Origin of the sequence: uncultured Oscillibacter sp., from assembly GCF_910587525.1 — a bacterium.
In the GTDB taxonomy this organism is placed as follows: Bacteria; Bacillota; Clostridia; order Oscillospirales; family Oscillospiraceae; genus Oscillibacter.
Map to the genome: position 1 here is coordinate 1 of NZ_CAJULS010000072.1, position 11,894 is coordinate 11,894.

Consider the following 11,894-nt stretch of genomic DNA (forward strand, 5'->3'; position numbering starts at 1 on the left):
AGATGGAGGTCTCCGCCGAGGTGGGCATCTCCCAGGCCCAGGTCTCCCGGCTGGAAAAGGGCGCTATCAACACCATCAAAAAAAATATCTAGATGGTGTCTACCGGAAATTTCTGGATACCCAATCTACTTCCAAATTTGTAGGAATTTAAGAAATTTTGCGCATTTTCCCAGACAGAGCGTGTTCGAAGACTTGTTAATCATAAGTCGATTTGCACAAATCAGTTCTATGATATTTGAGAAAATAGAAAAAACCATATTTATTCCTGATACCATATATTTCCTGTAAACACTATCTAGAGCAGTTCCCAGAAATAATGAGAAAAAGGAAGCAAAGACGTGGAATGCAGAGCAAAGCGGAGGACGCAGGCAGGCTGACGCCCGTCAAGGACGGCAACGCAGCTATCGCTTCCCGGGCCGCTGAACTTTTCTCAGTATTTTGGGGAATTGCTCTAGGTGCTGTTCATACTTATAGGAGTTTGTGACAGAATAGAAGAATGAAGATAGAAGAAAAGCAATATGAGCAAATCAAAGACTGCTTTCCCACGCAGCGGAAACCAGCAAAAATCAGTAACCTGAACGTGTTGAATGCGGTGCTGCACCTCGTAGAGAATGGGTGCAAACGGAGGAGCCTGCCCGAAGAATACAGGAATTGGCACGTGATCTATGTCCGGGTGAAGCGCTGGACAAAAAATGGTGTGCTGCAAGCAGCCTTTCTGCGTTTGCAGCAGCTCGGTATCTTCAAAATCCAAGTAAACGTAGTGTGTCTGGATTCTACCTGTATCAAAGTTCATCCAGATGGAATGGACGCTTTGAAAAAAGCGGACCACAGTCCGTTGGAAGAATGTGAGGCGGATGGAACACCAAGCTTCATATGGTCGCCGCATCTGGTCGGGATGGGGTAACATTGGCGTTATCTGCGGGGAACTGCGGTGATGCCCCGGAAGGCCGCGCCCTTTTGCGGCAGCTTGGTCCGGCTGGCCGCCCGGTTTATCTGCTGATGGATCGGGCCTATGAAGGCGGTGAGACGAGAGCTTTGGCCATCGAACTTGGTTGCACACCTGTGGTTCCGCCAAAAAGCAATCGTAAAAATCCCTGGGATTACGATAAGCAGCTGTACAAACAGCGCAATCAGGTTGAGAGGCTTTTTCGCCGCCTCAAGAGATTTCGCCGCATTTTCACTCGCTATGATAAACTGGATATCATCTTTTTGGCGTTTGTTTATTTTGCTCTTATTGTGGACGCTCTTATGTGAACACCACCTAGTATTATGCACGCAGCAAAATCAGACTGGCCTAAAAAATCAATAATGAGCTTGCAATAATTATAAATGAACCACTGCATGTTTTTGTATACTTATTACTTTACGAATTGAAGGTCCTTTCAAAGGGAGCACTCTCTTTGCAGATTTTATGTAAGGGCGAGGCTCTGTCCCGGCCCGTCCGCCGGAAACCTGGCGCTTTCGGGAAAACAGGCGGGGACAGAGCCCCGCCCGTGTAAAGCCGCAGCCGCAAAACTAAAATCACAGATGATAAAATGCGCGGTTGGCCATTTCCTTTTCAAAATCCCCTCTTGACAAGAACGAATGTTCGATATATTATAGAAATAGAACAAATATTCTATTCTCTGCAGATCATTCAATCGCGGTATTAAGGGAGGTCTCTATATGACTGGCTGGACTCTTTTCTTCATCGTCATCGGCGTGTCGGTCCTCACTGCCCAGCTCTTTCGGGTGATCGACGCCATCGAACATCCCCGGCGGGTCCGGTGATCCACTCCCATGGACGTTCTTGAAAAGCTGACGATCCTTACCGACGCCGCCAAATATGACGCCGCCTGCACCTCCAGCGGCGGCAGCCGCACATCAAAAAAGGGATACATCGGCAATACCTCCACCTCTCTGGCCGGCTGCTGCCACACCTTCTCCGCTGATGGGCGGTGTGTCACACTGCTGAAAGTGCTGATGACAAACCGCTGCGTGTACGACTGCAAGTACTGCGTCAACCGCCGCAGCAACGAAACAAAGCGGACCGCCTTCACCCCGGAGGAACTGGCGGACCTGACCATCAGCTTCTACCGGCGGAACTATATCGAGGGTCTGTTCCTCTCCTCGGGTGTGCTGCGCAGTCCGGACTACACCACAGAGCTGATGATTCAATCCCTGCGGCTGCTGCGGGAGACTTACCGCTTCAACGGCTATATCCACGCCAAGGCCATTCCCGGCGCCGCACCGGAACTGGTGGAACAGCTGGGATTCCTGGCGGACCGCCTCAGCGTCAACATTGAGCTTCCCTCCGAGGCAGGACTAAAGGCCCTGGCGCCGGACAAGACCAAAGGCGCAATTCTTGCCCCCATGCGCCAGATTCAGGTCCGAAACCGGCAGAGCAAAGAGGAACTGGTGAAATACCGCCACGCCCCTAAATTTGCCCCTGCCGGTCAAAGTACACAGCTCATTGTAGGCGCCACAGCGGACAACGATCTCCACATTCTGCGTCTCACCCAGGGCCTCTATGACCGTTACCGTCTAAAACGAGTGTTCTACTCCGCATATGTGCCGGTGGTGGAGCACGCCCTGCTGCCCGCCAAAGACGTAAAGCCCCCGCTCCTGCGGGAGCACAGGCTGTACCAGGCGGACTGGCTGCTACGGTTCTACGGCTTCCGGGCCGAGGAACTGCTGGATGAGGGAAACCCGGACTTCGATCCGAGGGTGGACCCCAAGTGCAGCTGGGCCCTGGCCCATCTGAATTTTTTTCCTGTGGAGGTCAACACCGCAGACTATGAATCTCTGCTGCGAATTCCAGGCGTGGGAATCGTCTCCGCCAGACGCATCCTCTCCGCCCGCCGGACGGGTCCTCTCCACATGGAAAACCTGCCCAAGCTGGGCGTTGTGATGAAGCGGGCCCAGTATTTTCTCACTGCCTCCGGCAAAACAGCCGAGGGTCTCCGCTTCACGCCGGACAGCCTCCTGCGCGGGCTGATCGCCGCGGAGCACCCTCTGCTGCCCCAGCCGCCCATGGAGCAGTTGTCCCTTTTCACCGCCATATGACCGGGAGACCTCTATGACGGAAATAGTCTATTGCTATGACGGCAGCTTTGAGGGCTTTCTCAGCTGCATCTTCGACAGTTACGCCAACAAAGAAGTCCCCACCGCCATCTGCTGCGATGAGGACCTTGTTCCAATGCTGTTCGCCAGCCGCTCCATCCCGACGGACCGGGAACATGCGGGCCGGGTGTACCGGAAGGTGGTTAAATGCTCCCCCCCGGCGGCAGAGCTGCTGCGCAAGGGGTTTCTCACCTGCCTGCCGGAAAAAGAGCTTCACCTCTACCGCCTTGTTCAAAAGGTTCTGCGGGAGGGGGGCAGTTTCCTGGCAAACCGCTCCGACCCGGTCCTCTACCCCGTGACCAAAGCCGTCCGGCACCTGGAGGGTGAGGCCCATCTTCTCAAGGGATTCACCCGCTTTTCTGATCTGGGGGGTGTACTAGGCGGCGAGATCGAGCCGAAAAACCGAGTGCTGCCCATCCTGCGGGGCCACTTCTGCGCCCGGTATCTCAACGAGAAGTTTTTTCTCTATGACCGCACCCATCATGAGGCCCTCTTCTACGCCGCCGGAAAGGCGGTTATCCGCCCTCTGGCAGATTTTCAGATGGCCCCGCCGGACGAGGCCGAGGCGGCTTACCGACTTTTGTGGAAGCGGTTTTACGACACCATCGCCATCAAAGAGCGCTATAACCCCAAATGCCGGATGACAAATATGCCCAAGCGATACTGGAACACCATGACAGAGTTTCAGGACGAGTCGTATTTCAGGGCCCAAAGCTCTCACGAAGCCGTTTCAGCCCCCGGCGCTCCAGCCTGGATACCTGCACCTGAGATACCCCCAGCACCCGGGCTGTCCGCTCCTGAGTCAATCCCTTGAAGTAGCGGAGCAGGATGGTCATCCGCTCCTTCTCCGGCAGTTGGTCGATGGCCTCCCGCAGGGCGATCCGCTCCACCAGGGCCTCCTCCGGCGCCTCTGTGCCCAGCACCCCCTCCAGGGTCAGCCCGTCAATGGTCTCCTGCTGGAGGGACTCCGGCGTGTCGGTGGCCAGGTCGATCTGGGCAATCTCCTCCGCCGTCAGGCCGGAGGCCTCCGACAGCTCCGAGAGGAGCGGCTCCCTTCCCAGCTCATGGCGCAGGCGTTCCCGCAGTCCGTAGAGCATCTGGGACTGCTCCCGCAGGTTCCGCCCCACCTTCACTGCGCCGTCGTCCCGCAGAAACCGCCGGATCTCCCCGGCGATCTTGGGCACGGCGTAGGTGGAAAAACAGGTGCCATAATCGAAGTCAAAGCCCTGGATGGCCTTTAAAAAACCAAGACATCCCAGCTGATACAGGTCGTCCGGGTCCACACCCCGGCCGTAGTACCGCCGCACCACACTCCAGATCAGGCCGTTGTTCTCGATGACCGCCTGCTCGCAGGCGTCCCGGTCTCCCTCCTGCGCCGCCCGCAAAAGCTCCAGCGCGGCGCTCATTTCGCCGCTTTCAGCCGGGGTGCCAGCCGCTTTTTCATCACTACGGCCGTGCCCTTTCCCGGCACGGAGCGCACAGAGAGCCTGTCCATAAAGCTCTCCATAATTGTGAAGCCCATACCGCTGCGTTCTGCTCCCCCGGTGGTATACATGGGCTGCCGGGCCCGATCCACATCCGGGATGCCCCGCCCATAGTCCCGCACCGTGATCTCCAGTGTGTTCTCCGGGCAGACGCGCACTTTCACCACCACCTTGCCGATAGAATCCGGATAGCCGTGGACGATGGCGTTGGTCACCGCCTCGCTGACGGCGGTCTTGATGTCCTCCAGTTCATTGAGGGTGGGGTCCATCTGCGCCGCAAAGCTGGCTGCGGCGGCCCGGGCGAAGGCTTCGTTGCTGCTACGGCTGGGGAATTCCAGCGTCACTTCATTGAATGCTTTTGTCTTCATTATGTAAACCTCCCTCTATCGAATCGTCACCAGCCGGCCCACGCCAGCGGCGTCCAAAACCCGCCGGGCCTGGGGCGGCACATTGCAGACTAGAACACTGCCGTCCAACAGCTGCATTCTCTGCTGCGCACGCAGGATCAGCGCGATGCCAGAGCTGTCCATAAACGTCACGCCGGTCATATCCAGTACCAGTCTGGCGGGCAACGCCGCATCCACCGCCAGCTCCAGCTCCCGCAGAGCATCCCGTGCGCCGTGGTGGTCCACCTCTCCGGACAGCTCCAGCAGCAGCTGTCTGTCCGCGCTCTGTACATTGATCTCCATATTTTTCGCCCCTTTTCCGATTCTGCGCAAAAAATCACCGCAAGGCTCTGCGCCTTACGGTGATGATAACATGTCTATTCTTTGATTTCTGTCGAAACCCTTGGAATTCCTCTGAAAATTTCCTTTCTTTTTCACTTTTCAGATTTTCCAGGCGCTTTTCGCAGCCGCAGGTCGATTCCCCGCCGGACCGCCGCCTCTCTGCACAGCGCCGCAGCCCGGCCGGCCCGCTCCCGGAGCGGCAGTCCGGCCGTCTTATCCGAAAGCCGCTCCAAAATCTCCCGCAGGTCCTCCAGCTCCAGCAGATTTGCCGCCAAGGCAAACAGGGTCTTCCGCCTGCCGTCGTTATAGTTTTCCAGCAGGAAATGCAGAATTCCGCACTTTTCCCTCTGCTCCGCATGATAGGCCTCCATACCGGTCCGCCGGGCCTTTTCCAGATCCCGCAGGCGGTTTTGATGGGTGATGAAGCTGCCGTACTCATCCTCTTTATAGCGGGCACATGGAAACTCCCCACACTGCCAACAATACGCGATTCCGCCATGGTCCAGACCGCACCGGGCGATAGCGCAGCTCTGGTTTCCCTTTCCCCCGCCGCAGCCGGGGCAGTAACCGCCCAGGCGCATGGTGCAGAGGCCGCAGTTCAGCCCACAGAGGGAAAACAGCTGGTCCGCTCTTATAAAATCCTTCATATGTACTCCAATTCCTCTGATTTTTCGGGAGGAAATTCACGAAAGAGGTCCCTTTTCCGCTTCTGAACGGCTGCACCGGACAGGCGACCGCAGAACAGTCTGCCTCCGCTGAATGAATCCTTTCGCACAGGGCCCCGCCGGAATCCGGCGGGGCCCTTGGTATTTTTATGCCCGCATGGCCTTAGCGGACTCCTCCAGCTTGGCGATAAGCTCCTGGAATTTAGCAGCTTTTTCCCGCTCCACGTTCACCACTGCCTCCGGGGCCCGGGAGACAAACTTCTCGTTGGACAGCTTCTGCTCCACAATCCGCAGGCCGTTTTTGGCCTTTTCAATCTCCTTTTCGATCCGCGCAAGCTCCTCGGCCACATCCACCAGCTCGCTGAGAGGCAGGTACACCGTGGCGTTGTGAGTCACCACCGTCACCTGTCCGGCGGTGTCGGCGGGGGCCGCGTCGGCAAAGGTCACCCGGGAGGCATAGGCCAGCCGCTGAATGAAGTGCAGTCCCTGGGCATAGATGTCCGGCGTAGCAGTGACCAGCAGGGCCTCCGCTTTTTTGCTGGGGGGCACGTTCATCTCCGCCCGGCGGGCCCGGATGGCCTTGATGGTATCCATCACGGCCTCCATGGCGGCCTCCTCCGCCGGGAAGCTCAGCTCCTCCCGGTACTCCGGCCACCGGGAGGTCATGAGGAACTCGCCCTCATGGGGCAGGGCCTGGAAAATCTCCTCTGTGATGAAAGGCATGAAGGGGTGCAGCAGCTTCAAAAGCTCCACCAGAACATAGCACAGGACGTTCTGGGCCGTCAGGCTGGCATCCCGGTCCTCACCGTTCAGCCGGGTCTTGGTGAGCTCGATATACCAGTCGCAGTAAGTGTCCCACAGGAAATCGTAAACCTTAGCGGAGGCCACGCCGATCTCGTAACTGTCCAGATTCTCCGTGACCTCTTTCACCAGGGTGTTCAGCTTGGAGAGGACCCATCTGTCCTCCGGGGCCAGCCTGTCCGTCTCCGGCAGGGCACAGCTGTCAATAGTCAGGTTCATCATCACAAACCGGCTGGCATTCCAGATCTTGTTGGCAAAATTCCGCATGGCCTCGCACTTCTCAGTATAGAAACGCATATCGTTTCCGGGGCTGTTGCCGGTGATGAGGTTGAAGCGCAGGGCGTCCGCGCCGTACTTCTCCGCCACCTCCAGTGGGTCGATGCCGTTGCCCAGGGACTTGGACATCTTCCGGCCCTTGTCATCCCGCACCAGGCCGTGGATCAGAACCGTGCGGAAGGGAATCTTCTTCATCTGCTCGCAGCCGGAGAAGATCATCCGGGAGACCCAGAAGAAGATGATGTCGTAGCCGGTCACCATGACGGAGGTGGGGTAGTAGAAATCCAGATCCGCCGTCTTTTCCGGCCAGCCCAGGGTGGAGAAGGGCCACAGGGCGGAGCTGAACCAGGTGTCCAGCACGTCGGGGTCCCGGGTCAGGTGCGCGCTGCCGCACTGTTCGCACTTCGTCGGGTCCTCCCGGCTGACGTTGATGTGCCCGCAGTCGTCGCAGTACCAGGCGGGAATCTGGTGGCCCCACCAGAGCTGGCGGGAGATGCACCAGTCGTGGACGTTCTCCATCCAGTTGGTGTAGGTCTTGCTGAACCGCTCGGGGACGAACTTCACCTCGCCCTCCCGGACCACCCGGAGGGCTTCCTTGGCCAGGGGCTCCATCTTCACGAACCACTGGGCGGAGATCAGGGGCTCCACGTCGTTGTGGCAGCGGTAGCAGGTGCCCACGTTGTGGCTGTAGGGCTCGGTCTTCACCAGATACCCCTGCTCCTCCAAATCCTTCACGATGGCCTTCCGGCACTCATAGCGGTCCATCCCGTTGTAGGGCCCGCCGTTTTCGTTGATTTTCCCGTCGTCCCCGATGCAGCGGATGACCTCCAGGTTGTGCCGGAGGCCCACCTCGAAGTCGTTGGGGTCGTGGGCGGGGGTCATCTTCACCGCGCCGGTGCCGAAGCCCAGCTCCACGTACTCGTCCGCCACAATGGGGATCTCCCGGTTCATAATGGGCAGGATGCAGGTCTTGCCCACCAGATGCTTGAACCGCTCATCCTCTGGGTTCACGGCCACGCCGGTGTCGCCCATCATGGTTTCGGGCCGGGTGGTGGCGACAACGAGGTCGCCGGACCCGTCGGTGAGGGGATAGCGGATGTGCCAGAGGTGGCCGGGCTTGTCCTGGTACTCCACCTCCGCGTCGGAGAGGGCGGTGACGCAATGGGGGCACCAGTTGATAATGCGGCTGCCCTTGTAGATGAGGCCCTTGTCATAGAGCTCGCAGAAGGTCTCCCGGACGGCCTTGGAGCAGCCCTCGTCCATGGTAAAGCGGGACCGGGACCAGTCGCAGGACACACCCATCTTCTTTTGCTGCTGGACAATCCGGCCGCCGTACTTTTCCTTCCACTGCCAGACCCGCTGGAGGAACTTCTCCCTCCCCAGGTCGTAGCGGGTCAGGCCCTCCTTGGTCCGCAGCTCCTCCTCCACCTTGATCTGGGTGGCGATGCCGGCGTGGTCCACGCCGGGGACCCAGAGGGCGGCGTAACCCTGCATCCGCTTGAAGCGGGTGAGGATGTCCTGGAGGGTGCAGTCCATGGCATGGCCCATGTGGAGCTGGCCCGTGACGTTGGGGGGCGGCATGACGATGGAAAAGGGTGTTTTCTTGGGGTCCGGGTCGCCCTTGAAGCAGTCACCCTTCTCCCACATCTCATAGATGCGCCCCTCCACCTGCTGGGGCTCGTACACTTTCGGCAGTTCTTTTCTCATGTTGACTCTCCTATCCTAAGCATTGTTGTTTTGCAGTATAGACTATTTTCAACGAGCCGGACTAACCGGCAGTACCGGCGTTCCCGTCCGCTCCTGCCAGAGGGCCGGGAGGTCCTCCGGCGCACCTTTGGTGAAGGAACGCTTGGGGAGAATATAGATCTGGGAACGCGGCAGGACCAAGTAATAGTGCCCGGCATCCTCCCAGAGCTGTTCCAGCATCCCGTAGTCATAGCGGTGGTCGCTCTGGGCATCGTGGAGCCAGCAGCCCTCCCCGTTAAACCGGCAGCTGCGCAGCCCCAAAGCGGCCCGGGCCCGGTACCGCTTCCAGGCCCTTTTCGCCCATCTGGGGTAGGGCGGGGACATAGGGTCCGAGGGCGATTCGGCATTTTTCCGCAGCTGCCAGAGACACAGTACGCCAAAGACAACGACCAGCACTCCGCCCAAGGGCGTAGTCAGACAGAGGTTCAGAAACCATATTGCCGCTCCAGTCCCCTCCAAACACATACTCTGTCCCTGCCAGAGGCTGTTGAAGATACACAACGGCCCCATCACAATAAAAAACCAGCTGCAAAAACGGCCCGCCGCCAGCATAGGCTTAGGGGGAGGCGCGTCCGGCGACGGCTCCCCCGGCCTCTTTCGCATGCAGCCATGCCAGAAAGCCGCGAAATCCCCAATAATGTAGTCCTCCAGACGGATCTCAAATTCCATAGGCACACCTCCGGATGTCCTCTGCTTACTTGATAAACTCCACCGGATAGCCGGTTTTCTGCTGTAAAAAGCTTCGAAACGCCTCCGGGCTCCCCTGGGTGAAACCGGTGTAAGCAGTCAAGCAAAATGGGCCAAATTTCGCTAGAAAGTATACCAGGTTTGGGTGGGGTTTCGCCACAAAGTATACCAGCGGAAAAAGTTAGTTAGTAATGGACTGTGGTGCTCCAGTCTGTAGCTGGAGCCGGACGTGCTAATAATCCCGTAGCGGTGGATGAGGCGGTCGAGGATAGCGACAGCCATGGCAGATCCACACCAGGTCTGTGCCGGTGAAAGGCCGGCTCTGTTCCTGCGCGTACTTGTACCGCGGCCGGGACAGCACGAACGCCGCCACATACACCCCAGTCTGCCCACCATCTACATTTGGCAGTACCTTCTGCCCAAAATCCACCTGTATCTGCTGCCTCATCGGCAGCTCCGGCACCGCCTTATATTTTCGCGGCGCTACGCTCTTTTTCAGCCCGTACTCCTCCCGGAGCAGCTTCACATACCGGGATACCGTCCGCCCGCTCACCTCTTCCCGGTTGTGTTCCCCCAGCCAGTCTCATACCTAGGCCGCTGTCAGGTCTGGAAATTCACGCAGCCACTCCAAAATCTGTGCCTGCTACTTGTCCAGGTACTGTATCCGGCAGACAGTGCTGCACATTCCCCCGTACTCGTCTACCGGCATTTCCAAATACCGTTTTACTGTTTTGCAGTTGATTCCAAGCCGCTGCGCCACTTCCCGCTGGCTGAACCCCGCCGAACGAAATTGAGTGTTACCTCATTGTATCAGATGGCGGCCTTCGGCTTCCATTCAGTGGCGAAAATTGGTACACTTTATCTTTCCATTTACAATTGGCCTTTTTCAGGACGTAGGCCCAAGCTTCAGAGATGAAGAGAAAATAATAAGCGTCATCCTCCAGCAGGTCCCTCAGGACAGAGTAATGGTAACGGCAGGCGCTGACCGGCGTCTGATACCGAAAATCCTCCGGCGAGATGTAAAATACCAGCGCCGCCCCCTTGTCTGGCCAGCGGGCCCAGATATCGTCCGCCGCCTGCTCCTCCCGCTTTTGATCCTTCCGGGCCGCGGCGACCAGGGCCGCCAGAACGATCACCAGCAGCACCAGAGCCCAGAAAGTCATCCCCTGAAAAAACCAGCACAACAGGCCCAACGCCGCCGGAATTTCCTCCACTGCCAGCCAGGCACGCCACCGTATCCGAATCCGGTTTCCCCGCCTCCGGCGTCAGACTGAGACCATGGCGGCCACGGTCTCCCGGGGATAGGCCGTCCGCACCTCAAATTCCATTTTGGTTCCCCCAGCAAAAAACGCCCCGAGCCTTTCGGCTCAGGGCGAACAGAAGTCCGTGGTACCACCTGAATTCGCGCCCGCAGGGCGCGCGCTTACGGGCGCTTCACGCCCTCTCCCGATAACGGGGGACACCGCCGCGGCCTACTCTCCATTCAGCCGCGATGCTCCGGGACGACTTCTCCGGGGGCCTCTCAGGAGCTTGCACCGTCCGCTCCCTCTCTTCGCTTCCGCCCACCGGGTACTGCTTCCCCTCTCCGCAGTTTTATGTTTTTGTCAGTATAATATATCCGGTTCCGATTGTCAAGCACCCCAGCAAAATGATCTCCACCCAATTGTAGAAGTACAATGTAGGAGTACAATAGATATTGGACAGTAGAAGAAAAAAGTAGAAGGATGCAGGCAAACCGGTTAAAGTTGAGTTACCACACACCAACCAGACCGAAAGGAGCCACATCCTTCATGAGCAAGAGTATAACACAGGACATGACCTACAGGCAATCCATGAAAGTTCCTTACAGCGAGAATATCCTGCGGGGGCGCGTGTTCTGCGCCAACTGCGGCAAGAACCTTCACCGGCAGAGAAACCACGGGCGGTACTTCTACCGCTGTATCTCCAATGACCGCACGGGAGAGGGGTCCTGCACCGGCGGCATTATCCATTTACCGGAGCCGGGTTTATTTGACGCGATTTTGACCATCATCCGGCAGAAGGCCGAGGTTGTGATGGGCGAGGCCCTGCGGATGAAACGCTGTGACAACAAGATTGCCGCGCAGAAGGCCCAAGTGGACCAGGAGATTGCCGAGCTGGAGCGGCAGATGGAACGCTGTACCAGCATGGCCGACAAGCTGGCTGCGGTGGACAAGGACACGACCCTCTCCGCCCTGCTGGTGGAGCAGTTAATTGAGCGGGTTACGGTGAACGGACCCGATGATGTTTCCGTCAAGTTTTCCTTTGAAAGCGGTTTTGAGCGTGTGATGGAGGTGCTGGGAAATGAGTAACAGCCCGATCACCTATGTGATTGCCCTCTATATCCGCCTCTCCACCGAGGACAGCAAGGTGGGCAGCTTCAGCAT

Annotated in this window: 11 protein-coding genes, 2 pseudogenes and 1 other annotated feature; of the genes and pseudogenes, 5 read left to right on the top strand and 8 right to left on the bottom strand. The window is 58.0% G+C overall.

What is annotated here, in order from left to right; genetic code table 11:
* The 4 genes and pseudogenes from QZ326_RS07855 to QZ326_RS07870 form a co-directional block, all read left to right on the top strand.
* A pseudogene (locus QZ326_RS07855) lies at positions 1 to 92 on the top strand (RNA polymerase sigma-G factor); the annotation flags it as partial.
* 404 nt (positions 93 to 496) lie between these two features.
* A pseudogene (locus QZ326_RS07860) lies at positions 497 to 1,254 on the top strand (IS5 family transposase).
* Between the two features lie 525 nt (positions 1,255 to 1,779).
* Entirely contained in the window at positions 1,780 to 3,045 is a 1,266-nt protein-coding gene (locus QZ326_RS07865) for a putative DNA modification/repair radical SAM protein (RefSeq protein ID WP_295743560.1), read from the top strand.
* A 13-nt stretch (positions 3,046 to 3,058) separates the two neighbouring features.
* Positions 3,059 to 3,916 (top strand): TIGR03915 family putative DNA repair protein, encoded by an 858-nt coding sequence (locus tag QZ326_RS07870; protein ID WP_295743562.1) that lies wholly within the window; start codon positions 3,059 to 3,061, stop codon positions 3,914 to 3,916.
* Here the strand turns inward: QZ326_RS07870 and QZ326_RS07875 are convergent.
* The 8 genes from QZ326_RS07875 to QZ326_RS07905 all read right to left on the bottom strand — a co-directional run bounded on the left by QZ326_RS07875 (position 3,804) and on the right by QZ326_RS07905 (position 10,703).
* A complete protein-coding gene (locus QZ326_RS07875; protein ID WP_295743565.1) occupies positions 3,804 to 4,508 on the bottom strand; it encodes a sigma-70 family RNA polymerase sigma factor in 705 nt (234 codons plus the stop codon). The genes QZ326_RS07870 and QZ326_RS07875 overlap by 113 nt on opposite strands.
* A complete protein-coding gene (gene spoIIAB / locus QZ326_RS07880; RefSeq protein ID WP_295743568.1) occupies positions 4,505 to 4,954 on the bottom strand; it encodes an anti-sigma F factor in 450 nt (149 codons plus the stop codon). Before spoIIAB ends, QZ326_RS07875 begins: the two co-directional genes overlap by 4 nt.
* A 15-nt stretch (positions 4,955 to 4,969) precedes the next feature.
* On the bottom strand, positions 4,970 to 5,275 hold the full coding sequence (locus QZ326_RS07885) for an STAS domain-containing protein (RefSeq protein ID WP_295743572.1): 306 nt from the start codon (positions 5,273 to 5,275) through the stop codon (positions 4,970 to 4,972).
* A gap of 131 nt (positions 5,276 to 5,406) precedes the next feature.
* Complete coding sequence (locus QZ326_RS07890; protein ID WP_295743575.1) at positions 5,407 to 5,961, bottom strand: DUF3795 domain-containing protein; 555 nt, start codon at positions 5,959 to 5,961, stop codon at positions 5,407 to 5,409.
* A gap of 165 nt (positions 5,962 to 6,126) precedes the next feature.
* The gene (locus tag QZ326_RS07895; RefSeq protein WP_295743578.1) at positions 6,127 to 8,763 is read right to left on the bottom strand and encodes a valine--tRNA ligase; all 2,637 of its coding nucleotides are present in this window, start codon (positions 8,761 to 8,763) and stop codon (positions 6,127 to 6,129) included.
* 48 nt (positions 8,764 to 8,811) lie between these two features.
* Positions 8,812 to 9,471: a YcxB family protein gene (locus QZ326_RS07900; RefSeq protein WP_295743582.1), complete on the bottom strand. Its 660-nt coding sequence runs from the start codon at positions 9,469 to 9,471 to the stop codon at positions 8,812 to 8,814.
* A 141-nt stretch (positions 9,472 to 9,612) separates the two neighbouring features.
* Positions 9,613 to 9,885: an ATP-binding protein gene (locus QZ326_RS13430; RefSeq protein WP_365328748.1), complete on the bottom strand. Its 273-nt coding sequence runs from the start codon at positions 9,883 to 9,885 to the stop codon at positions 9,613 to 9,615.
* Positions 9,886 to 10,286: 401 nt separating this feature from the next.
* Positions 10,287 to 10,703 (bottom strand): hypothetical protein, encoded by a 417-nt coding sequence (locus tag QZ326_RS07905; RefSeq protein WP_295743585.1) that lies wholly within the window; start codon positions 10,701 to 10,703, stop codon positions 10,287 to 10,289.
* A gap of 151 nt (positions 10,704 to 10,854) precedes the next feature.
* Positions 10,855 to 11,084, bottom strand: a binding site (T-box leader).
* Positions 11,085 to 11,279: 195 nt separating this feature from the next.
* Between QZ326_RS07905 and QZ326_RS07910 the strand changes: the two genes are divergently transcribed.
* A complete protein-coding gene (locus tag QZ326_RS07910; RefSeq protein ID WP_295743587.1) occupies positions 11,280 to 11,819 on the top strand; it encodes a zinc ribbon domain-containing protein in 540 nt (179 codons plus the stop codon).
* Positions 11,820 to 11,894: the final 75 nt, after the last annotated feature.

Bases quoted from the DNA above. Each gene is read 5' to 3' on its own strand.
- QZ326_RS07865 (WP_295743560.1), top strand. From the start codon at position 1,780: ATGGACGTTCTTGAAAAGCTGACGATCCTTACCGACGCCGCCAAATAT.
- QZ326_RS07870 (WP_295743562.1), top strand. From the start codon at position 3,059: ATGACGGAAATAGTCTATTGCTATGACGGCAGCTTTGAGGGCTTTCTC.
- QZ326_RS07875 (WP_295743565.1), bottom strand. From the start codon at position 4,508: ATGAGCGCCGCGCTGGAGCTTTTGCGGGCGGCGCAGGAGGGAGACCGG.
- spoIIAB (WP_295743568.1), bottom strand. From the start codon at position 4,954: ATGAAGACAAAAGCATTCAATGAAGTGACGCTGGAATTCCCCAGCCGT.
- QZ326_RS07885 (WP_295743572.1), bottom strand. From the start codon at position 5,275: ATGGAGATCAATGTACAGAGCGCGGACAGACAGCTGCTGCTGGAGCTG.
- QZ326_RS07890 (WP_295743575.1), bottom strand. From the start codon at position 5,961: ATGAAGGATTTTATAAGAGCGGACCAGCTGTTTTCCCTCTGTGGGCTG.
- QZ326_RS07895 (WP_295743578.1), bottom strand. From the start codon at position 8,763: ATGAGAAAAGAACTGCCGAAAGTGTACGAGCCCCAGCAGGTGGAGGGG.
- QZ326_RS07900 (WP_295743582.1), bottom strand. From the start codon at position 9,471: ATGGAATTTGAGATCCGTCTGGAGGACTACATTATTGGGGATTTCGCG.
- QZ326_RS13430 (WP_365328748.1), bottom strand. From the start codon at position 9,885: ATGGTGGGCAGACTGGGGTGTATGTGGCGGCGTTCGTGCTGTCCCGGC.
- QZ326_RS07910 (WP_295743587.1), top strand. From the start codon at position 11,280: ATGAGCAAGAGTATAACACAGGACATGACCTACAGGCAATCCATGAAA.